General features: G+C 68.2%; 18 protein-coding genes. 12 read left to right on the forward strand and 6 right to left on the reverse strand.

What is annotated here, in order from left to right; genetic code table 11:
• Positions 1 to 133 precede the first annotated feature (133 nt).
• From DMB80_RS25770 to DMB80_RS25785, 4 genes are all read left to right on the forward strand, one after another.
• Complete coding sequence (locus DMB80_RS25770; RefSeq protein WP_162938717.1) at positions 134 to 1,303, forward strand: LLM class flavin-dependent oxidoreductase; 1,170 nt, start codon at positions 134 to 136, stop codon at positions 1,301 to 1,303.
• Positions 1,300 to 2,496 carry an SfnB family sulfur acquisition oxidoreductase gene (locus DMB80_RS25775; RefSeq protein ID WP_111512439.1) on the forward strand — a complete coding sequence of 399 codons (1,197 nt, stop codon included), beginning with the start codon at positions 1,300 to 1,302 and terminating at the stop codon, positions 2,494 to 2,496. Before DMB80_RS25770 ends, DMB80_RS25775 begins: the two co-directional genes overlap by 4 nt.
• Before the next feature lie 98 nt (positions 2,497 to 2,594).
• Complete coding sequence (locus DMB80_RS25780; protein ID WP_111512440.1) at positions 2,595 to 3,011, forward strand: PPOX class F420-dependent oxidoreductase; 417 nt, start codon at positions 2,595 to 2,597, stop codon at positions 3,009 to 3,011.
• A gap of 119 nt (positions 3,012 to 3,130) precedes the next feature.
• Positions 3,131 to 4,330 (forward strand): acyl-CoA dehydrogenase family protein, encoded by a 1,200-nt coding sequence (locus DMB80_RS25785; RefSeq protein ID WP_205538931.1) that lies wholly within the window; start codon positions 3,131 to 3,133, stop codon positions 4,328 to 4,330.
• Here the strand turns inward: DMB80_RS25785 and DMB80_RS25790 are convergent.
• Genes DMB80_RS25790 through DMB80_RS25805 form a run of 4 tightly spaced genes read right to left on the reverse strand, consistent with a single transcriptional unit; the run spans position 4,327 to position 8,403 of the window.
• The gene (locus DMB80_RS25790) at positions 4,327 to 5,400 is read right to left on the reverse strand and encodes an ABC transporter ATP-binding protein (protein ID WP_111512441.1); all 1,074 of its coding nucleotides are present in this window, start codon (positions 5,398 to 5,400) and stop codon (positions 4,327 to 4,329) included. The two genes, DMB80_RS25785 and DMB80_RS25790, sit on opposite strands and share 4 nt — an antisense overlap.
• The gene (locus DMB80_RS25795; RefSeq protein ID WP_111512442.1) at positions 5,397 to 6,188 is read right to left on the reverse strand and encodes a carbohydrate ABC transporter permease; all 792 of its coding nucleotides are present in this window, start codon (positions 6,186 to 6,188) and stop codon (positions 5,397 to 5,399) included. Before DMB80_RS25795 ends, DMB80_RS25790 begins: the two co-directional genes overlap by 4 nt.
• The gene (locus DMB80_RS25800; RefSeq protein ID WP_240431390.1) at positions 6,185 to 7,072 is read right to left on the reverse strand and encodes a carbohydrate ABC transporter permease; all 888 of its coding nucleotides are present in this window, start codon (positions 7,070 to 7,072) and stop codon (positions 6,185 to 6,187) included. The genes DMB80_RS25795 and DMB80_RS25800 overlap by 4 nt, the downstream gene beginning before the upstream one ends.
• Positions 7,051 to 8,403 (reverse strand): extracellular solute-binding protein, encoded by a 1,353-nt coding sequence (locus DMB80_RS25805; protein ID WP_111512443.1) that lies wholly within the window; start codon positions 8,401 to 8,403, stop codon positions 7,051 to 7,053. The genes DMB80_RS25800 and DMB80_RS25805 overlap by 22 nt, the downstream gene beginning before the upstream one ends.
• A 258-nt stretch (positions 8,404 to 8,661) precedes the next feature.
• Between DMB80_RS25805 and DMB80_RS25810 the strand changes: the two genes are divergently transcribed.
• On the forward strand, positions 8,662 to 9,828 hold the full coding sequence (locus DMB80_RS25810; protein ID WP_111512444.1) for an acyl-CoA dehydrogenase family protein: 1,167 nt from the start codon (positions 8,662 to 8,664) through the stop codon (positions 9,826 to 9,828).
• Between the two features lie 34 nt (positions 9,829 to 9,862).
• On the forward strand, positions 9,863 to 10,429 hold the full coding sequence (locus tag DMB80_RS25815; protein ID WP_240431391.1) for a TetR/AcrR family transcriptional regulator: 567 nt from the start codon (positions 9,863 to 9,865) through the stop codon (positions 10,427 to 10,429).
• Between the two features lie 21 nt (positions 10,430 to 10,450).
• Here the strand turns inward: DMB80_RS25815 and DMB80_RS25820 are convergent, their stop codons facing one another.
• Positions 10,451 to 10,663 (reverse strand): hypothetical protein, encoded by a 213-nt coding sequence (locus DMB80_RS25820; RefSeq protein ID WP_111512446.1) that lies wholly within the window; start codon positions 10,661 to 10,663, stop codon positions 10,451 to 10,453.
• A 173-nt stretch (positions 10,664 to 10,836) separates the two neighbouring features.
• On the opposite strand from DMB80_RS25820, the gene DMB80_RS25825 reads away from it, so the two are divergent.
• The 5 genes from DMB80_RS25825 to DMB80_RS25845 all read left to right on the forward strand — a co-directional run bounded on the left by DMB80_RS25825 (position 10,837) and on the right by DMB80_RS25845 (position 16,440).
• Entirely contained in the window at positions 10,837 to 11,517 is a 681-nt protein-coding gene (locus DMB80_RS25825; protein WP_338043896.1) for a M15 family metallopeptidase, read from the forward strand.
• A gap of 83 nt (positions 11,518 to 11,600) precedes the next feature.
• A complete protein-coding gene (locus tag DMB80_RS25830) occupies positions 11,601 to 13,847 on the forward strand; it encodes an MMPL family transporter (RefSeq protein ID WP_111512448.1) in 2,247 nt (748 codons plus the stop codon).
• A complete protein-coding gene (locus DMB80_RS25835) occupies positions 13,844 to 14,914 on the forward strand; it encodes a type III polyketide synthase (protein WP_111512449.1) in 1,071 nt (356 codons plus the stop codon). The genes DMB80_RS25830 and DMB80_RS25835 overlap by 4 nt, the downstream gene beginning before the upstream one ends.
• A gap of 3 nt (positions 14,915 to 14,917) precedes the next feature.
• Positions 14,918 to 15,421, forward strand: a complete 504-nt coding sequence (locus DMB80_RS25840; RefSeq protein ID WP_111512450.1) for an isoprenylcysteine carboxyl methyltransferase family protein — start codon at positions 14,918 to 14,920, stop codon at positions 15,419 to 15,421.
• A complete protein-coding gene (locus DMB80_RS25845) occupies positions 15,418 to 16,440 on the forward strand; it encodes an NAD(P)/FAD-dependent oxidoreductase (RefSeq protein ID WP_111512451.1) in 1,023 nt (340 codons plus the stop codon). The genes DMB80_RS25840 and DMB80_RS25845 overlap by 4 nt, the downstream gene beginning before the upstream one ends.
• On the opposite strand, the gene DMB80_RS25850 is transcribed toward DMB80_RS25845, so the two are convergent.
• On the reverse strand, positions 16,426 to 18,255 hold the full coding sequence (locus DMB80_RS25850; RefSeq protein ID WP_111512452.1) for a sensor domain-containing diguanylate cyclase: 1,830 nt from the start codon (positions 18,253 to 18,255) through the stop codon (positions 16,426 to 16,428). The two genes, DMB80_RS25845 and DMB80_RS25850, sit on opposite strands and share 15 nt — an antisense overlap.
• 107 nt (positions 18,256 to 18,362) lie before the next feature.
• On the opposite strand from DMB80_RS25850, the gene DMB80_RS25855 reads away from it, so the two are divergent.
• Entirely contained in the window at positions 18,363 to 20,894 is a 2,532-nt protein-coding gene (locus DMB80_RS25855) for a glycogen/starch/alpha-glucan phosphorylase (RefSeq protein WP_111512453.1), read from the forward strand.
• The last annotated feature ends 160 nt before the right edge of the window (positions 20,895 to 21,054 follow it).

Below are 21,054 nucleotides of genomic sequence, written 5' to 3' on the forward strand. Positions count from 1 at the left end.
CCGAGCACCGGGGCGCCTCGTATCGGGTGGGCGGGCCCCGCTCGACGATCATCGACAGGCCGTCCACCGTTCCCTCCTCCTCCGCCTCGGTCGCGGCCCAACCCGCCCGCGGCCGCTGAAAGGACCACCTCTGATGTCTTTGAGCCTGCACTGGTTCCTGCCCACGTACGGCGACAGCCGGTTGATCGTCGGCGGCGGCCACGGCACGCCTGCCGGCGCCGCGCACAGCGATCGTGACGCGTCGATCGACTACCTCGCCTCGATCGTGCGTGCCGCCGAGTCGTTCGGCTTCACCGGCGCGCTGATCCCGACCGGCGCGTGGTGTGAGGACGCGTTCGTCACCGCGGCACTGCTGGCCCGGGAGACGACGTCGTTGGCGTTCCTGGTCGCGTTCCGGCCTGGGCTGGTCAGCCCCACGCTGTCGGCGCAGATGGCGGCCACGTTCGCCCGCCACGCCCCGGGGCGTCTGTTGTTGAACGTGGTCGTCGGCGGTGAGGCGCACGAGCAGAGGTCGTTCGGCGACTTCCTGGACAAGGACGGCCGCTATCAGCGCTGCGACGAATTCCTGGAGGTGGTGCGGCGCCTGTGGAGCGGGGAGACGGTGACGCTGGAGGGTGAGCACATCCGCGTCGACGAGGCCGCGTTGGCGACGCTGCCGAACCCGGTGCCGCCGTTGTACTTCGGGGGCAGTTCCGCCGCGGCAGGCCCAGTGGCCGCCAAGCACGCCGATGTGTACCTCACCTGGGGGGAGCCGCCGGCTGCGGTCGCCGAGAAGGTGGAGTGGATCCGCAAGCTCGCCGCCGACGAGGGCCGTCCGGTGCGCTTCGGCATTCGCCTCCACACGATCTCCCGCGACACCTCTGACGAGGCGTGGCAGCAGGCCGACCGGTTGGTGGCCGCGCTGGACGAGGAGACGGTCCGTAAAGCGCAGGAAGGCCTGCATCGCAGCCAGTCCGAGGGGCAGAAACGCATGCTGGCTCTGCACGAAGAGAACCGACGCGCCGGCAGTTGGCACGACGCCCGCACACTGGAGGTGGCGCCGAACCTGTGGGCGGGTGTCGGCCTGGTGCGCGGCGGCGCGGGCACCGCTCTGGTGGGCAGCCATCAGGAGGTGGCCGACCGCATCGCCGAGTACGCGGAGGTCGGTATCGACGAGTTCATCTTCTCGGGCTATCCGCATCTGGAGGAGCTGTACTGGTTCGGCGAGGGCGTGGTGCCGATCCTGCGGGAGCGCGGATTGTTCACCGCGACGACGAAAACCACTGCAGCGCCGTCGATCCCGTTTGTGGGAGCCAGCCGGTGATCACGTCCGTCGACGACGTTCTGCCGGTTGCTCGATCTCTGGCCGAGGACATCGCCGTCGGCGCGTCTGAGCGCGATGCCCAGCGCGTCCTGCCGCACACCGAGATCAAGGCTTTGAAGGACTCCGGCCTGCTGGCCATCACGGTGCCGAAGCAGTGCGGCGGTATCGCCGCACCGGCGGCCGTCGTGGCTGAGGTGTTCCGCCTTCTCGCCCATGCCGATCCGTCGCTCGCTCAGATACCGCACTCACACTTCACTTTCCTGGAGGCACTTCGCCTACAGGGCACCGTCGCACAGCACGAGCTCTTCTTCGGCGAGGTCCTCGCCGGTGCGCTGGTGGCCAACGCGCAGAGCGAACGGGGTCCCCATCCGATCGACGTGGACTCGACGACGTTGACGCCCCGTGCTGGCGGCGATTACGTGCTGTCGGGCCGTAAGTTCTACAGCACCGGGGCGCTGTTCGCCGACTGGGTCGTGGTGCGTGCGTCGCGCAGCGACGGCTCCGGTGAGGTCCCGGTGGCGTCGACGCCGAAGGCGGTCGCGTTCGTGCCGCACGACGCACCAGGGCTCGACGTCGTCGACGACTGGGACGGGATGGGGCAGCGCACGACGGCGTCGGGGACCGTGACGCTCGACGACGTCATCGTGCCGGCAACGCACGTCGTGCCGTTCAGCCCGATCTTCTCCGGGCCGACCACCTACGGCGCGCGAGCACAGTTGTGGCACAGTGCCATCGACGTCGGTATCGCCACCGGTGCACTCGCGGCCGGAGTTCATCAGGCCGGCCGTGCCAGAGCGCATTTCGAAGCGCGTGTACCGGCGGCCGTCGAGGATCCGACGGTGATCAACGCCGCGGGAGAGCTCGCCGTCACGGTCCGCTCCGCACAGGCGTTGCTGGCCGAGGCGGCCCGCCGGGTCGACGAGGCGTCTGCGCACCTGACGGAGGAGTCAGCCGCCGAGGCGTCGGTGGCCGTGGCGGCGGCCAAGGTGGGCGCGGTGCGCGCGGCACTGGCCGCCTCCAACGGGCTGTTCGAATTGGGCGGCACGCGAAGCGCTTCCGCATCGGACAACCTGTCACGGTTCTGGCGCGACGCACGCACGCACACGCTGCACGATCCGACGCGCTGGAAGCTGCAGCACATCGGCCGCTACACCCTCTCGGGCACGCTGCCCCCGCGGCACGGGCAGATCTGAGTCGCGTGTAGCGCGCGCGATTTCGTGGGCAGGGTTGTCCGGCGACTGTGTGGGTACAGGACCGACTAGTCATCGTCGCCCCCGCGAAGGAGTCAGTCATGTCGACGCCCCTGTCCGACCAGGCCAAAGAGATGCTGGCCAAGGCCAACCCCGCGGTCATTAGCACCGTGCGCTCCGACGGCCAACCGGTGTCGGCGGCCACCTGGTACCTGCTGCGCGGCGACGAGATCCTGGTCAACATGGACGAGGGTCGAGTCCGCTTGAAACACATGCGGAAAGATCCCCGGGTCTCGCTGACGGTGCTGGACTCCGACGACTGGTACACCCACGTCACCGTCATCGGTCGCGTCACCCGGATGTACGACGACGACGGACTGGCCGACATCGACGCACTCTCGCGGCACTACAGCGGTCAGGAGTACCCGCAGCGGGACCGCCGACGGGTCAGTGCCGTCATCCAGGTCGACCGGGTGCACGGGTGGGGGTCGCAGAAGAACAACGACCAGCCCGGTTAGATCGGGCGTGTGCGCGGCACCGCGGACACTGTACGGGCATCTGCGGTGATCCGACCGACTTCTGTTCTGGCGGAGTCAAATCGGTGCGCGTCCGCGCGGGTGTGGTCCACTGTGCTGTGGTGACCGATCTCGCCACCCGCCCCAGACTCGCACAGGCGCGCGCCCACTTCGCTGATGTGTTCGCCGAGATCGCCGCCGGGACGCGGGACCGTGAGCTGACCGGTGTGCTGCCGGTGGAGGCGGTGACGCTGTTGAAGCAGGCCGGGTTCGGGACCCTGCGGGTGCCGGCCGAATTCGGCGGGTGGGGGTTGGACTGGACCGAGATCACCGCACTGTGGATCGATCTCGCCGCGGCAGACGCGAACCTGGCGCAGGCGTTGCGCGGCCACTTCGTTCTCGTCGAGGACACTGTGTTCCGGCACCGCCGCGGCGAGGACCAATCTCGCTGGTTTGCGCGCTTCGTCGCGGGCGAGATCGCCGGCAACGCCTGGACCGAGACGGGCTCGACAGCCATCGGAGATGCGCAGACGACGGTCACTCATCGCGACGGGCGTCATGTGGTGAACGGACGCAAGTACTACACGACGGGCACGATCTTCGCCGAGTGGGCGGATGTGTACGTCAAGGACGGTGACGGCTGGGCGACCGCGGTGGTGGACACCCGCCAGCCTGGCGTGGTGATCCACGACGACTGGGACGGTTTCGGGCAGCGCGGCACCGGAACGGGCACCACGGAATTCACCGATGCGGTGGCCGACGATGTCATCCCTTTCGAGCGCAGGCACCCCTACCAGACGGGGCTGTACCAGTTGAATCTGGTGGCGACGCTGGCCGGCATCACCCGGGCGGTGCTCACCGATGTGACCGCCGAAGTGCAGCAGCGTGATCGGAACTACTCCCACGCCAGCGCCGCGCGCGTGCGTGACGACGCACAGGTACTGGGCCGGGTGGGTGACATCTGGGCAGCGGCCTACACCACCGAAGCCGTGGCCCTCAGGCTCGCCGAGGCGATCGACGCGGCCGCAATCGCTGACGATGCAGCGCTCCCCGGCGCGGCCGAACGCACGGAACTGGAAGCGGCGGCAGCCCAGTTGACCGCATCGCAGCTGGCGATCGACGCGGCATCGAATCTTTTCGACACGCTCGGCGCGTCGGCCGCCTCCCGCGCCCGCGGATTGGATCGGCACTGGCGCAACGCCCGCACCGTCGCCTCGCACAATCCACGACTGTTCAAGGCGAAAGTCCTCGGCGCCCACGCTGTCAACGGCACTCCCCCGCCGTACGCCTGGGGCATCGGCCGCACGCAGCGCGACAGTTAGCCGAGCCGGTCGCCGCTCGCGGTGTCGAACACGTGGGCGTGCTCGGCCCGCACATCCACGGCGACCGTATCGCCCGGTACCGGTGCAGTAGGCCAGCCCGCCACCGCGGCAGCCTCCACCACGGCGGTCAGACGGTGCTCCCCCACTCGGACGATCAGAACGTAACGGGGGCCGAGTAATTCGACCAGCTCCAGCGTCCCGTTACCCGACTCGTCGGGGGTGACGGTCAGGTCTTCAGGCCGGACCCCGAGCGTGACGTCGCCGCCGGGGGCGCCGGCCACCCTGGTGCGCAGCGGCCCGGCCTCGAACACCCCGTCGCGCACAGCGCCGGGGATCAGGTTGGTGCTCGGCGAGCCGATGAAGCCCGCGACGAATGTGTTCGCCGGCCGCCGGTACAGCTCGGCCGGGGTGCCTGTCTGCGCGATGCGTCCGGCGCGCAGCACCACGAGCTGGTCGGCGATCGTCATCGCCTCCTCTTGGTCGTGGGTGACGTAGAGCGCCGTGATGCCGGACTCCTGCTGCAGCCGCCGGATCTCAGACCGCAGCTCCACCCGCAGCTTGGCGTCGAGATTGCTCAGCGGTTCGTCGAACAGGAACAACGCCGGAGTGCGCACGAGCGCGCGGGCGATGGCCACCCGCTGCTGTTGGCCGCCGGAGAGCTGGCGTGGCTTGCGATCCAGCAGCGCCGTGATCCCCACCCTCTCGGCTGCCTGCCGAACCCGCTGCGCAGCAGCATCTCTGGGGACACCGGCGTTCCGCAACGGGAAGCCGATGTTGCGTTCGACACTCAGGTGTGGGTAGAGGGCGTAGTTCTGGAAGACCATCGCCACGTCGCGTTCGGACGGGGTCGCGGCGGTGACGTCACGTCCCCCGATGTGCACCGCGCCGCTGTCGGCGGATTCGAGACCGGCGACGATCCGCAGCGTGGTCGACTTCCCGCACCCTGACGGCCCGACGAGGACGGTCATCGATCCTTCGGGCAGCGACAGGCTGATTCGGTCGACGACCGTCGTCCGCCCCGAGGATGTGTCGAAGGTCTTGGTGATGTCGCGGAGTTCGACCGCACTCACTTGGTGGCTCCTGTCGTCAGCCCGCCGACCAGATAGCGCTGAGCGGCCAGGGCGAGTACGTAGACCGGCAGGATGCCGAGCAGCCCGGCCGCGGCCTGCTGTCCGAACTGCACGTTGCGGTCACCTTGGAACAGGGACAACCCGACGGTCAGGGTCTGACTCTCCTTGGTCACGGCGAGGTACACCGCGAAGAGAAAGTCGTTGTAGCTGAGGAAGAACACGACCAGCAGGGCGGCCACCACGCCCGGCAGGAGCAGCGGCACCACCACTTTGGCGAAGATCGCGGCGGGCCGCAGCCCGTCGACGGCGGCGGCCTCGTCGATCTCGACGGGGATGCGGCGCACGAAGCCGTCGAGCAGCCAGGCCGCGACCGGCACACCGGCGATTCCGTTGACCAGGATCAGCCCGCCGACGCTGTTGACCAACCCCACCGAGCGCAGCAAGAAGAACAGCGGGATGATGGCGACGATCGGCGGTGCGCAGTAGCTGGCCAGGAGCACGGTGAGCAGGCGCTCTCCACGGACATGGCGGGCCGCGACATACGCTGCCGGAGCAGCGATCACGACGGCGAGCACCGCGGCGCCCACGGCGGAAAGCCACGAGTTCTGAAGCATGGTGCCCAGCTCGATGGTGTCGAACACCTTGACGACGTTGCTGAGCGTCCATGCGCGGGGCAGCAGGCTGGAGTTCAGCACGTCGGATGCGGGCCGCACCGCGAGCGATACCAGGTAGGCGATGGGCAGCAACGCAACGACGACGGCGCCGGCCAACGCGATCCGACTTCTCACGTGTCGGCCTTGACCGCGCGCGCCCGCAGCGTCGTGACCACCGTCGCCACCGCACCGACCACCAGGCCGAAGACCAAGGTCTGCGCAGCCGCGGTACCCATGTCGAAGCTGCCCCGCAGCCCGGTCTGGTAGATGACGAAAGGTGTCAGCGTGGTGGAGAAGCCGGGTCCGCCGGAGGTGATGACGACGATCGAGTCGAAGACCTTGTAGCCGATCACCAGTTCGAGCACCGCGACGGCCCATACCGTCGGCCCGATCGCGGGCCAGGTCACGGTCGTGAAGGTGCGCCAACGCCCGGCGTTGTCGATGCGTGCGGACTCGAGGAGTTCGGGCCGCACGACCCCGAGCGCAGCGAACGAGATGAGGGTCGCGAACGGCGTCCACTGCCAGATGTGAATCACCATCAGCACGATCAGCGCTCCCACGCCGGACCCCAACGGGTTGACACCGCCCAGGCCGACGGCCGCGAAGATCCCGGCCAGACCGCCACCGACGGGCGCCAGCAACAGCTTCCATGCGACGCCCACCAAGACGGGTGCGGTCACCAGCGGCAGCAACAGCAGCGCCCCGGTCACTCCGAAGCCGCCGCCGCGGTGGCGCAACAACAGGGCCAGGGCCAGCCCGAGCACAGTGGTGATCACAGCCACGACGACAGCGAACAGCGTGGACTTGCCCAACGAGGGGACGAACGCCGGCGACGCGAAGGCCGACGCCACGTTGGCGCCCCCGGTCAAGCTCCGTAACGGATGGGCCAGAGACGATTTCGTCACCGTCAGCGCAACGAGATACACCGTGGGGTAGACCAGGAACAGGATCAATCCGGCGATCGCGGGCGCGGCCAGCCACAGCGGAACGCGCCGAATCATGTAGCGGCGCTCTCCCATCCGCGCTGCGCATTCTCCAGCGACTGCTCGACGGTCTGACTGCCGCTGATGGCCAGCGCCAGCTGATCGACGAGATCCTGCAACAGTTTCGGCGCACCGGCCTGCTTCGGCCACACCAGAGGGTCGCCACCGAGCCCCTGCCGGATGGGCCCGATCGCCTTGGTGACCACCTTGGCGTACCCGTCGGAGTCGAGAACCTCGCCGCGCACGGGGTCGATACCCGCACCGGCGGTGGACGACGTCACGAGGTTCTGCGGGCCGGCAGTGGCCCAGTTGATGAAAGCCGCCGCGGCATCGGCGTTTTTCGTCGCCGTCGAGATACCGAGGCCGAAGCCGGCATCCAGCGCGGTGCGCGGCGTGGTGTTGGCGCCCCCGACCGGCAGCGACACCGCGCCCCACTTGCCGGCGATCTGCGACGCGGTCGGGTCCTCTGCCCGCAGCGCCATGTCGGTCCAGGTGTCCAGTAGTGCGCCCTGACCGGTCAGGAACGCTGTGTTGGCCTGGTCGAAGCCGATCTGCAGCGGGGTCGGCAGAGCGGCGGGCGCCACTGCGACCAGGTGCTTGAGCGCCGCGATCGAAGCATCGGAGGTCAAGGCCGGTTTCCCGCTGCTGTCGAACAGGTTTCCGCCGTAGCCGGTGAGCCGGTTGATGTACGAGCAGCCGAGGATCATCGGGACCTGTTGGCCTGACACGATGGCGCCGTATGCGGCGCCGCGCGCGTCTGTGGTGATCTTGGCCGCGACGTCGTCGTACTCGTCCCATGTGGTGGGCGGCGTGACGCCGTACCGATCGAGCAGTTCGGCGTTGTAGAAGAGGATGTGGATGTCGCCGTCGTAGGGCAGCCCGTAACGCTTCCCGTCGAGCAGCGTGTACGGATCGTAGATCGACTTCAGGTAGCCATCCACACCGATCTGCTTGGCGTTGGCGTCGATCCACGGCGTCAGCTCGGTGAGCGCCCCCGCGTCGACGAGGTCCCCGAGCCCGAAGTAGAAGTAGTCGAAGACGTCGAATTCACCTGTGCCGCTCTGCACGTCGAGAATCTGCTTGCTGGTCAGCTGGTCGTAAGGGGAAGCGGTCACGTCGAGCGTCCCACCGGTGGCTGCTGCCCATTTCGGGGCCAGGACGTCGCGGAACGATGTCACGTGCGGTTGGTTGACGAGCAGTTTGAGGGTGACACCGTCGAATCGGCCCGACAGCGGCGCGGTGGACGGCAGTGCCGAGCTGGTGCTCGACGATCCGCATGCGGCCAGAGCCGGAGCGAGCACGGCCGCACCGCCGGCGAGACCGAGCAGTTGGAGCGCACGACGGCGCGAAAGGGCAGGAACGTTCACACCGCGACACGCTACGAAAGCCCGCGGGCTCTTCCGAGGGAAAAACTCAGCCCGAGTTTTGCACCTCAGTCCACCGAGCACGGTAGCGCTTTGACACCGTGCACGAACACTGATCGGAGTGTGTCCGGCGGTGCGGTCGCATGCAGGTCGGGAACGGCGTCGGCACCGACGGATCGGCCGCACGCATGGCTCCCATACTTGAAAGTATTGCGCCACCGTGACGCGATTGCATACTTTTGAGTATGTTACCGTCACGCCATGACCGCGACGGATTCGGCGCCGGCCGTGATCGACGCCCACTTCGTGGAGCGAATTGCCGAACGCGCCAGCATCACTGAGGAGCTGCGCCGCCTGCCCGACGCGACCGTTGCCGAGGCTCGGAACAGCGGGCTCTTCGAGCTGCTTCTGCCCGCCCGCTACGGCGGCACGCAGGCCCCGTTTCCTGCAGTGCTCGAGCCGGTCCGACAACTCGCTCACGGCTGCACATCGACAGCGTGGACCCTGGGCTTCTATGCCCTGCACAACTGGATGATCGCGCTGTTCGACGAGCAGGCCCAAGACGAGATCTTCGCCGCCGGAGCCGTTCTCGCGCCGGCACCGCTGGCTCCGTCCGGTCGGGGCGAGCCGATCGACGGCGGCTACCGGATCACGGGCCGTTGGTCATGGGCAACCGGGGTCATGCACGCCGACTGGGTCCTCGTCGGCGTCCTGATCGGTAGCGGTTCGTCGATGTTCCCGGCACTGGCGGCGCTCCCGATCGACGATGTCACGGTGGCTGATGTCTGGCACACCTCAGGCATGCGGGGCACGGGCTCCAACGACGTGATCGTCAACGACGTGTTCGTCCCTGCACATCGGATAGTGTCCGTACCGAAGGTGTATGCCGGCGACAGCCCGGGTGCTGCCGTGCACGCGAGCGACACGTATCGGTGGCCCATCGTCTCTGCGTTGGCCCTGACAGCCTGCATGCCGGTGCTCGGTACCGCCGAACGCGTGGTGGAGCAGTTCGCGTCGCGGCTCGAAGACCGCGTCCTGGCCTACGGTGGCGGTACGCAGAAAGATCAGCCGGCAGCCAAGATGCGCCTCTCTGAGGTGACCATGCGCGTGGCGGCCGTCGGTGGGCTCGCATTTTCCGTCGCCGACGACATACAGAGTGCGGTATCCCGCGGTGGCGCAGTCGATCTCCGACTGCGCGCACGCGCGCGGGCCACCGCCGCCCACGTCGTACACGAATGCCGCGCCGTCATCGGCGATGTGTTGGGAGCGGCCGGGGCGAGCGCCCATTTCCTGGACAATCCGATGCAGCGGGCGCGACGCGATGTCGACATCGTCGCCGGGCACGCCGTCTTCGACTACGACGTCAGCCGCGAACTCGACGGCGCGTTGCGCGTGGGCGCCTCGATCTCACCGATCGCAATGGTCTGAGTCACTCCGGTTTTCGTGGCCCTACACTGGCGCCGTGGCAGGTTCCGAACGCCGAGGCGCAAGTCGCAGCTCTGCCGACGAGTGGTTACGGACCGGCTTCGAGATCCTCGCCGAGGACGGCTTCACCTCGTTGAAGATCGACACGTTGTCAGCTCGGCTGGGCATGACGAAGGGCAGCTTCTACTGGCACTTCACGGACATGGCGGCATACAAGGCGGCATTGGTGTCGGCGTGGGCCCAGTGGCGCGACGACGACCACCGTCAGTTCAGCGAACTGGCGGCGCTGCCGGCGCGAGAGCGGTTGATCAAGATGACCGCGTTTCTGGTCAGCCCGCGTCAGTGGATGCTCGAGCGGGCGATGCGGGAATGGGCCCGCACCGACCGCGCCGCAGCCCGCAGCGTCAGAGCCGCCGACCGCCGCGCACGTGCCGCGGTACGCCAGGCGTTCATCGACAGCGGCTTGAACGAGGACATCGCGGAGCAGCGATCACAGTGGCTGTTCGCGATCGGCATCGGTGCGCTGCACCTGTCGAGTTCGAAGTCACCGCAGATTCCGTCCGCACAACGACAGGAACTCGTGGATTTCCTGTTGCGGCCCTGAGACCGCACTGGGGCATACGCCTCAGCAGAGCGAGCCGGCGAACACCGCCCCGGTCATCAACGCGACCACGATCGCGACCGTCGGCAACCCGCTGGACAGCGCCAACACGACACCGGTGATCCCGGCGATGAGCACCGCCGCCATCACGAACCCGATCAGCCAGTTGACGGGGTGAGCGGCGTGGGATGGCTTCACGTCCTGCGGGACCATCGCACTGTCGCCGATTGCGGCCATAGTCGCCCTCCTTGTGATGACGGACACAATATAACCCCGCAATGGCGCAAATCACAGCAGTAACAGCGATACCCGATATCGAAAGCCCCACTAACAAAAGCGATTAGGCGATCTAAGCGAGGCTTGGGCGCAGCCCCGGTACGTTCGCAGATGTGCGGCGCAGGAGGCTGGTCGTGGCGACGGCCCTGACGGCCGTCCTGGTGCAGTGCGCGTCCCCCCACCCGTCGGCGCCGACGACGACGCCGGCCACAACGAACACGTCGACTTCGCAGCCCCAGACACTGCAACCCCAGCCACCCGCGATCAGCCCCGTCACCGCCGCTGATCTCGGCGCGACCTGGCGACCGGGCTGCCCGGTCTCCCCCGATCAGCTGCGTCGCGTCGAGTTGGACCACTGGGGGTTCGACGGCCGCCTGCACCGCGGCGAACTGGTGGTCAACGCCGAGATCACCGGCGCGGTGATCGATGTGTTCGCTCGGCTCGCCGCCCTGCGCTTCCCGATCGAGAAGATGCGCAACCCGGACCGCTACCCGGGCGCCGAGGACGAACTCTCGATGCGCGACAACAACACCTCGGCGTTCAACTGCCGCGGCATCCCAGGGTCGAGCAGCTGGTCCTGGCACGCCTACGGCCGCGCCGTCGACATCAATCCGCTGGTCAATCCCTCCGTCGATGCCCGCGGTGGCCGCATCGAACCGGCGACCGGCGCAGCGTGGCTCGACCGCACCCGCCACGATCCGGGCATGCTCCACGACGGCGATCCGGTCGTGACAGCGTTCGTGACCAGGGGCTGGAGCTGGGGCGGCCATTGGCGCAACCCGCTGGACTACCAGCACTTCGAACTTCGATCATGATCTAGATCACACCCGCGCCGAAGCCGTGAACCGAAGCGACGGCCGCGTCGTGTCCTCTCCAGGCACACCGACAGGAGACGAAGCTGCTCACTCGAATCGCGTCGCTCGCCCTCGCCGCCCCGCGCAGGATCGTCGCAACCGCAGCGATCCTCACCGCGCTGCTCGCGATCGTCGGTGTGCCGGTCGCCGCCCGCCTGTCCCCGAGCGGCTTCGCCGATCCGGGTTCGCAGTCGGCCCGGGCGTCGCGCACCCTCGCGGACACCTTCGGCCAGGGTGATGTCGCCATGGTGATCGTGGTGTCCTCACCCGACGGCGTCGACAGCCCGGCGGCGCGCAACACCGGCGAACGCATCGCCGCGCAGGTCAGCGGCCGGGCTCACGTCGCCACCGTGTCGTCCGCCTGGACCGCCCCGCCGAGTGATCGGGCCGGCCTCGTCAATCGCGACAGGACCGCCGGGCTCGTCGTCGTCGGCATCAGCGGAACCGAGGCCGAGCAGCAGAGTGAGGCCGCGCAGATCGACGAGCTGGTCACGCGTGACGTGCCCGACGGCGTCACCGTGCGCACCGGTGGCACCGCGATGGTCAACGTGCAGATCACCGAGCATTCGCAACGGGACCTGCTGATGATGGAGGGCCTGGCGATCCCGCTGAGCTTTCTGGTCCTGGTGTGGGTCTTCGGTGGGCTGCTCGCCGCGGCGCTGCCGGTCGCGATCGGGATGATGGCCATCGTCGGTGCCCTCGCGGTGCTCAGGGCGGTCACCGCGTTCACCGATGTGTCGATCTTCGCGCTGAATCTCGCCACCGCGATGGGCTTGGCGCTGGCCATCGATTACACGCTGCTGATCCTGAGCCGGTACCGCGACGAGCTGGCCGCGGGTGCCGACCGCGCACAGGCCATCCGGACCACGATGGGCACCGCCGGGCGCACCGTGGTCTTCTCGGCGACGACGGTGGCGCTGTCGATGTCGGTGATGGTGCTCTTCCCGATGCACTTCTTGAAGTCGTTCGCCTATGCGGGCGTGGCGACGGTGGCGTTCGCGGCCGCGTCCGCGGTGGTCGTCACCCCGGCCGCGCTGGTACTGCTCGGCGACCGGCATGCGGCTCTGGACGTCCGCCGCCTCGCTCGTCGGGTGCTGCGCCGTGCCGAGCCCGCGCCCGTCCCCGTGCACCAGCGCTTCTGGTATCGCTGCGCGAAGGCCGTGATGCGCCGCGCCGTGCCCCTCGGTCTGGCCGTCGTTGCGCTCTTGGTCGTCGCGGGCCTGCCGTTCCTCGGCGTGCGGTGGGGCTTTCCCGACGACCGCGTGCTCCCCCGGTCCGCATCGGCCCATCAGGTGGGCGACCAACTGCGCGACGAGTTCGCCGAGAACACCGACACCGCGGTCACCGTCGTGCTGCCCGATACGCGCGGCCTGGGTCGTGCCGAGCTGTCGGCCTACGCCACTGATCTGTCCCGCGTCTCCGACGTCGTCGCGGTGTCCGCTCCGACCGGGACCTATGTCGACGGGAATGCCGCCGGTCCGCCGTCCGCGCCGACCGGTGAGCGCGACGGTGCCGCCTATCTGACGGTGTCCAGCAGCGCGCCGCTGTTCTCCGATGCCTCCCAGACCCAGCTGGACCGACTGGAGGCGGTTGCTGGACCGGGTGGCCGGGCAGTGGAGCTCACCGGCACCGCCGCAGCCAATCGGGACAGCGTCGCTGCGATCACGTCCACCCTCCCCCTGGTTCTCGGCTTGATCGGCGTGATCATGTTCGTGCTGCTGTTCCTGCTCACCGGCAGCCTCGTCGTACCGTTGAAAGCACTTGTGCTGAACGTTCTCTCGTTGAGCGCCGCGTTCGGCGCACTGGTCTGGGTGTTCCAGGACGGGCATCTCGGCGGCCTGGGCACCACGCCGACCGGCACCCTGATCGCGAACATGCCCGTGTTGTTGTTCTGCATCGCTTTCGGCCTGTCGATGGACTACGAGGTGTTCCTCGTCGCCAGAATTCGTGAGATCTGGCTGCGCACGGGAGATTCCGACGAGTCGGTGGCACTCGGTATCGCCTACACGGGGCGCATCGTCACCGCCGCGGCGCTGATCATGTCGATATCGTTCGCGGCGCTGATCGCCGCCAGCACCTCGGTCATGCGGATGTTCGGTCTCGGACTGACACTGGCGGTGCTGGCCGATGCGACGCTGGTGCGCATGGTGGCGGTACCCGCCTTCATGCGGTTGATGGGGGGCTGGAACTGGTGGGCCCCGCAGTGGCTCAGCCGGATTCACCGCCGCCTCGGTGTCACCGAGGGTGCGGCGGTGCCTTCTCGAGAACACACGGAACGGATAGCACCATGAGCCCTGTCAGTGTCATCGCCGGCGTTGCCGGCGCCTTACCCGAACATCGGTACAGCCAGCAGGAGGTCACCGAGACATTCCTCGCACTCCCCGGCTTCGAGGGTTTCGCCGACGTCGTGCGTGCCCTGCACGAACACGCAAAGGTGCAGAGCCGCCACTTCGTGCTGCCCCTCGACAGATACCCGACACTGCGGGATTTCGGCGAAGCCAACGACATCTACCTCGAGCACGCGGCCGACCTGGCCTGCGAAGCGCTGAGCGCGGCGCTGGACGAGGCCGGTCTGCGCGCGGCGGATCTCGACATGATCATGACCACGACGGTGACGGGCATCGCCGTGCCCTCGCTGGACGCCCGCATCGCGTCCCGGCTGGGGCTGCGGGCCGATGTGCGCCGCGTCCCGCTGTTCGGACTCGGTTGTGTCGCAGGGGCGGCCGGGATCGCCCGACTGCACGACTATCTGCGGGGCGCACCCGGACACGCCGCCGCGTTGATCTCGGTCGAGTTGTGCTCTCTGACGTTCCCGGCTGTCGAACCGACGATGGCGAGCCTGGTGGCCAGCGCGCTGTTCGGCGACGGGGCGGCTGCGGTGGTCGCCGTCGGCGAGGAGCGCAGCCGTCGCCTCGATCCGCATGGGCCGGCGGTGCTCGACTCCCGCAGCAGGCTCTATCCCGACTCACTGGACACCATGGGGTGGCGGGTCGGGAGCAGCGGCTTGTCACTGGTGTTGTCGGCAGACCTTCCCGATCTCATCGATCGGTACCTGTCCGATGATGTGACGGCCTTCCTCGGCGCCCACGATCTCGCGGTCGACGACATCGCGGCGTGGGTGTCACATCCCGGGGGTCCCAAAGTGATCGAGGCGATCACGTCGACTCTCGATCTGGGGCCCGACGCGCTGGAGCTGACGTGGCGTTCGTTGGCCGAGGTGGGAAACCTGTCCTCGTCGTCGGTGTTGCACGTGCTGCGGGACACGATCGCCAAGAAGCCGCCGGCCGGTCGACCCGGTCTGTTGATGGCGATGGGACCGGGCTTCTGCGCGGAGTTCGTTCTGCTCGGTTGGCGGTGAGCGGTGCTCGCCTACACCGCGTTGATCGTCGCCGTCGCCCTGGAACGGATCGCTGAACTCGTTGTCTCTCAACGTAATCTGGCATTCAGTCGGCAGCGTGGCGGCGTGGAGTACGGCGCCGGGCACTATCCGGTGATGGTGGTCCTGCACACGGCCCTGCTGGTCGCCTGTCTTCTCGAGGCGGCGCACCGAGATTTCCTGCCCGCGCTGGGATGGCCGATGTTCGGCGTCGTGCTGGCCGCGCAGGGCCTGCGGTGGTGGTGCATCAGCACCCTCGGTCACCAGTGGAACACCCGGGTGGTCGTGGTGCCCGGCGCCGGCCGGGTCACCGGCGGACCGTACCGGTACGTCTCCCACCCCAACTACGTGGCCGTGGTCGCCGAAGGCATCGCACTGCCGCTCGTCCACAGCGCCTGGATCACCGCGGTCGTGTTCACCGCACTGAACGCCATCCTGCTTCGCACTCGGATCGCCTGCGAGAACCAGGCTTTGGAGAGCCTGCGGTGATCGATCTGGTGGTCGCCGGTGGCGGGCCCGCGGGCCTGGCCACCGCATTGGCCGCCGCCCGACTGGGCCTGGAGACCGTGGTGGTGGAACGGCGGCAGGCGCCCATCGACAAGGCGTGCGGCGAGGGACTGATGCCTCACACCGTGCGTCATCTCGCGGCACTCGGCGTCCATCCCGACGGGGTACCGTTTCGGGGCGTCGCCTACCTCGACGGCAGGCGCAGGGTCAGCGCCACATTCGACGACGGTCCCGGCCTGGGGGTACGGCGCACGACGCTGCACCAGGCGATGCTCGGCGCCGCCGAAGCTGCCGGGGTACGCGTCATCGGCGGCGCGATTGACACGATCGAACAGCACCCGGACAGCGTGTCGGTCAACGGTTTTCGCGCACGTTATCTGGCTGCCGCGGACGGGCTGCACTCGCCGATCCGGGCGCAGCTGGGCTTGCAGCGCCCCGCGGGTGGCCGACGCCGGTGGGGCCTGACCCGCCATGTCGGCGTCACGCCGTGGACCGACCGCGTCGAGGTGTACTGGGCTGCTGAGCCCGACGCAGGCGAAGCGTACGTGACGCCGGTCGCCGACAACTGTGTCGGGATCGCGATCCTGACGTCGCGCCGCGGCGGATTCGACGACCACCTCGGGGCGTTTCCCGCTCTGCGCGAACGTATCTCGGGATCAGCGCACGGTTCCGATCGTGCCGCCGGCCCTCTGCGGCAGCGGGTGGCGCGCCGCGTCGCGGGCCGGGTGATGCTCGTCGGCGACGCCGCCGGCTACGTCGACGCGCTGACCGGCGAGGGTCTGGGATTGTCGTTCGCCGCCGCTCGCTCGCTTGCCGAGTGCGTTGCCACCGACCAGCCTGCCGCTTACGAGCGGCTCTGGCGTCGGTCGACGCGCCGCTACCGCCTCATGACCTCGATGATGGTGCGCGCGAGCGCATCACCGCTGCGGCGCGCGATCGTGCCTGCCGCACACGGATTGCCGACGGTGTTCGGGCGGGCGGTCAACCTACTCGCCCAGTAGCACCCCCGCCTCGCGGTACACCGACACTGCATCGCGCCCCATGCTCTTGGCGGCATAGAGCGCCTTGTCGGCCCGGTCGAGCAGATCACGCACCGCCAGGTCGTCGTCGGTGACCCACGGCCGCAGCGTCGCCACGCCGACGCTGACGGTCACGGTTCCCTTCGGGGCTCCGGCGTGCGGTATGGCCAACGAGCGGATGGCCGTGACGAGCCCTTTCGCGAAGCCGCCCGGGTCGTCGCATCCGGAGCAGACGACCGCGAACTCCTCGCCGCCGTAGCGCGCGGCGACGCACATACTCGGGTCGGCGAGGTGGGCCAGCACTTCGCCGATGTGCCGCAGGCAATCGTCTCCCGCCTGGTGACCGTAGAGGTCGTTGAACGACTTGAAGTGGTCGATGTCGACGAACAGCGCCGTCACCTGCTCCTCGGCGGCGCGGGCCCGCACCCAGAGGTCACCGGCACGCAGGTCCAACCCGCGGCGGTTGGCCAGACCGGTCAGCGGATCGGTGTTGACCATGTCGGTGAGCGACTCCTGCACTTCCCGCTCCAGCGTCACATCGCGCATGATCGCAGCGGTCAGGCCGTCTGCGGTGCGCCGGCTGTGCAGCACGTACCAACCCCACGACCCGTCGACCCGCAGGACGCGAAAGGGTTCCGAGGCGCCTTTTAAGACGGCCCCGATTGCGGCGGGGAAATCGTCGAGGGCCGCGTGGTCGTCGGGGTGAACTTGGCTCAACCATGCCGACTTGGCGATGGGCCCGCCCGGGATGTCGAGGATCTCGTGGCCCTGACTCGCGCGGTGCAGCACGGTGCCGTCGGCGTCGACGACGATCACCACATCGCCGGTCAGCTCGGCGATCAGCTCGTAGGCCTGGTGGCTGACGTCCTCCAGGGCGGCCAGCCGCATCCGGTCCTCCAGCGCGGCGGCCACGAGCACGAGCATCGTGAACGCGCCCAGGACGAACACCTGCGCAGAGATCAGGGCTTGACCGGGGTCCTCGAGGGACAGCGCGAACGGGCCGTAGCCGGCGAACGTGCCCCCCAGTGCCATCGCCGAGCCGACCGCCGTCGCGGCGAATGCGGCCGCGATCCCCGACCGGATCAGCACCAACAACGCGGGCAGCCCGGACAGGAACACCAGCACGAAGCTCGACATCGTCGCCGACGCGGCGAACAACGCCACCGTGACCGCGATCATCGTCGCGAACCACGCCGTGTCGCGCCAGCTGTGCGGGCGCACGTAGTGCCGCCACCGCAGCATGAGGGGCACCAGGAACGCGATGCCGACGGCCTCGGTCAGGTACCACGCCATGGCGGCGTGCAGAAGCTGTCCGGGTGCGGTGCCCACCTCGCCGTTGATCACGAGCCCGGCGACGCCGATCGGGCTGGCCAGCGCCGGCCCTAGGTAGACGCCGTAGAGAAGGAATTGTTGCCAGCTGCGCAGCGTGTCGGTGCGCCCGACCACCCAGTCCTGGTCGCGGTGCAGCATCGTCGCCGCGAACACCACCGCCGCGAGCGTGGACACCACTCCGATCTCGGGGGCGATCCCCAGCGCCAGTCGCGCAGGGATGACCTGGACCGCCATGAATGCGGCCAGATAGGCGGGCCACTGACGGCGCGGCGACGTGAGCAGGGCGACCAGCTGCGGCGCGACGGCGGGCCACACCATCGCATAGGACCAGCTGTCCAGGTGGACCAGGGCGCGGACGGCGAAGCACGTGATACCGACGACCAGCGTCCAGCCGAGCAATCGGGACAGCGGCGGGACGCCGAGCACAGCACGACGCGCCACCGTGGGGTGTGCGCCCGTCGCCATCGGAACAGTGAACCGCGTCGACAACCGGCGCGCCAACGTTTGCGCACAACCTCCTCGAAGGTGTCGTTCACGATCAGGATTCATTGTCGAAACATGGACCGGCCAGAATGACCCGCGTGACCGACCTCGTGAACTCTGCCGCCGATCAGTCTGCCCAGGTGAACGGCGCTACACCCGGCCCTACCGGTCAGACCCGGACGGGCATGACCGCTGACGCTCTGCGCGCAGCGGTCACCGACCACCTGGTGTATTCGATCGCCCGCCCATCTGCGGTGCTGACACCCGAGCACTACTACCGCGCGCTGTCGCTGGCGGTGCGCGATCGCATGCAGAAGCGGTGGATGGCGACGACGCAGGACTGGCTGGACCTGTCGGCGAAGGTCACCTGCTACCTGTCGGCGGAGTTCCTGATGGGGCCGCAGCTGGGCAACAACCTGCTCAATCTGGGTATCGAGGACGAGGCCCGGCAGGCCTTGGCCGCCCTCGGCCAGGATCTCGACGAGATCCTCGACTGTGAGGGCGAGCCCGGGCTGGGCAACGGCGGCCTGGGCCGGCTGGCCGCCTGCTACCTGGACTCGCTGGCCACGCTGGAGCGGCCGTCCATCGGCTACGGCATCCGCTACGAGTTCGGCATCTTCACCCAGGAGATCCAGGACGGCTGGCAGGTCGAGAAGACCGACAACTGGCTGGTGCACGGCAACCCCTGGGAGATCGACAAGCCTGACGCCAACTACCTCGTCAACTGGGGCGGGCACACCGAGACGTACGAGGATCTGGCCGGCAGATTGCGGGTGCGGTGGGTACCGCAGCGGGTGCTCAAAGGCGTCTCGTACGACACCCCGGTGCAGGGCTACGGCGTGAACACGTGCAACACGCTGACGCTGTGGAGCGCCCGCGCCGTCGAATCGTTCGCCCTCGACGCGTTCAACAGCGGCGACTTCTACAAGGCCGTCGACCAGGAGGTGGTGTCCGAGACCGTCTCCAAGGTGCTCTACCCCAACGACGAGCCGGAGGCCGGTAAGCGGCTTCGCCTGCTTCAGCAGTACTTCTTCGTCACGTGTTCGCTGCAGGACATCCTCAACATCCACCTCGAGCGGGCGAATTTGCCGCTGTCGGCACTGCCCGACAAGTGGGCGATCCAGCTCAACGACACCCACCCATCGATTGCGGTGGCCGAGTTGATGCGCCTGTTGATCGACGAGCACCACCTGGCGTGGGAGGAGGCCTGGGATCTGACGGTGCGCACGTTCGGGTACACCAACCACACGCTGCTGCCCGAGGCGTTGGAGACGTGGTCGCTGCATCTGTTCGGGGAGGCGCTGCCGCGCCACCTCCAGCTGATCTACGAGATCAACGACCGGTTCCTGGCCGAGGTGCGCGATAAGTTCCCCGGTGACGAGGACCGGGTGAGCCGCATGTCGCTGATCGGAGAGGACGGCGGCAAGTCGGTGCGGATGGCGCACCTGGCCACCGTGGGCAGCCATGCCATCAACGGTGTCGCCGCACTGCACTCGGAACTGCTGAAAGCCAGTGTGCTGAAAGACTTCTACGAGATGTGGCCGGAACGTTTCGGCAACGTCACCAACGGCGTCACCCCGCGGCGGTTCCTCGCGCTGTCCAACCCGGGGCTCCGGGGGCTGCTCGACGAGGCGATCGGGCCCGGGTGGTTGACCGATCTGGAGCGGCTGCACGGCCTCGAGTCGTTCATCGAGGACGTCTCGTTCCGGGCACGGTGGCGAGAGGTCAAGCGGGCCAACAAGTCTCGGCTCGCCGAATACGTGCACTCGACGACGGGCATCGAGCTGGATCCGCTGTGGATGTTCGACGTGCAGGTCAAGCGCATCCACGAGTACAAGAGGCAGCATCTGATGGTGCTGCACATCGTGGCGCTGTATCACCGGCTGAAGACGAACCCTGGTCTGACGATTCCGCCGCGGGTGTTCCTGTTCGGCGGCAAGGCCGCACCCGGCTACTACATGGCCAAGCGGATCATCAAGTTGATCACCGCGGTCGGCGCGACCATCAACAACGACCCCGACGTCAATCGCTACATGAAGGTCGTGTTCCTGCCGAACTTCAACGTCAAGAGCGCGCACCTGGTGTATCCGGCGGCCAATCTGTCCGAACAGATCTCGACCGCAGGCAAGGAGGCCTCGGGCACCGGCAACATGAAGTTCATGATCAACGGGGCGCTGACCATCGGGACGCTCGACGGCGCGAACGTCGAGATCCGCCAGGAGGCCGGCTCGGAGAACTTCTTCTGCTTCGGGCTCACCGAGGATCAGGTCGTGGCGGTCAAGGCCGACGGGTATCGGCCGCAGAGCTATGTCGAGCGCGACCCCGAGCTCGCCGCGGTGCTGGAACTGATCGCGGGGGGAACGTTCACCCACGGCGATACCGAGGTGCTTCGCCCCGTCGTCGACAACCTGATCGCCCACGATCCGTTCCTGGTGCTCGCCGACTACCGGGCGTATGTGGACAAGCAGGCCGAGGTGTCGCGGGTGTGGCTCGACGACGAGGTGTGGACGCGGATGTCGATCCGCAACACGGCCCGCAGCGGGATGTTCTCGTCGGACAGGGCGATCCGCGAGTACTGCGACGAGATCTGGGGCGTGGGCCCGATGAGCGTCGACCTCTAGCGATTTCGGCGTGTTTGCCGTCGCTCAGCGATCTGTGGTGTCTCGGGACATCGCTGACATTTGTGTCGCGGGACATCGCTGACACTCATGATGGCGGTTTGGGTTCGCGGGTGCGGTAGGTACGGGCGGTTTTATCGGCCTGTTGGTAGCGGCGTGTGGG

This window comes from Mycobacterium kyogaense, assembly GCF_003254575.1.
GTDB lineage: Bacteria > Actinomycetota > Actinomycetes > Mycobacteriales > Mycobacteriaceae > Mycobacterium > Mycobacterium kyogaense.

Coding starts and splice junctions, on each gene's coding strand:
- DMB80_RS25800 (WP_240431390.1), bottom strand. CDS start 7,072: ATGGGAGAGCGCCGCTACATGATTCGGCGCGTTCCGCTGTGGCTGGCC.
- DMB80_RS25780 (WP_111512440.1), top strand. CDS start 2,595: ATGTCGACGCCCCTGTCCGACCAGGCCAAAGAGATGCTGGCCAAGGCC.
- DMB80_RS25810 (WP_111512444.1), top strand. CDS start 8,662: ATGACCGCGACGGATTCGGCGCCGGCCGTGATCGACGCCCACTTCGTG.
- DMB80_RS25850 (WP_111512452.1), bottom strand. CDS start 18,255: ATGGCGACGGGCGCACACCCCACGGTGGCGCGTCGTGCTGTGCTCGGC.
- DMB80_RS25820 (WP_111512446.1), bottom strand. CDS start 10,663: ATGGCCGCAATCGGCGACAGTGCGATGGTCCCGCAGGACGTGAAGCCA.
- DMB80_RS25855 (WP_111512453.1), top strand. CDS start 18,363: ATGACCCGCGTGACCGACCTCGTGAACTCTGCCGCCGATCAGTCTGCC.
- DMB80_RS25835 (WP_111512449.1), top strand. CDS start 13,844: ATGAGCCCTGTCAGTGTCATCGCCGGCGTTGCCGGCGCCTTACCCGAA.
- DMB80_RS25770 (WP_162938717.1), top strand. CDS start 134: ATGTCTTTGAGCCTGCACTGGTTCCTGCCCACGTACGGCGACAGCCGG.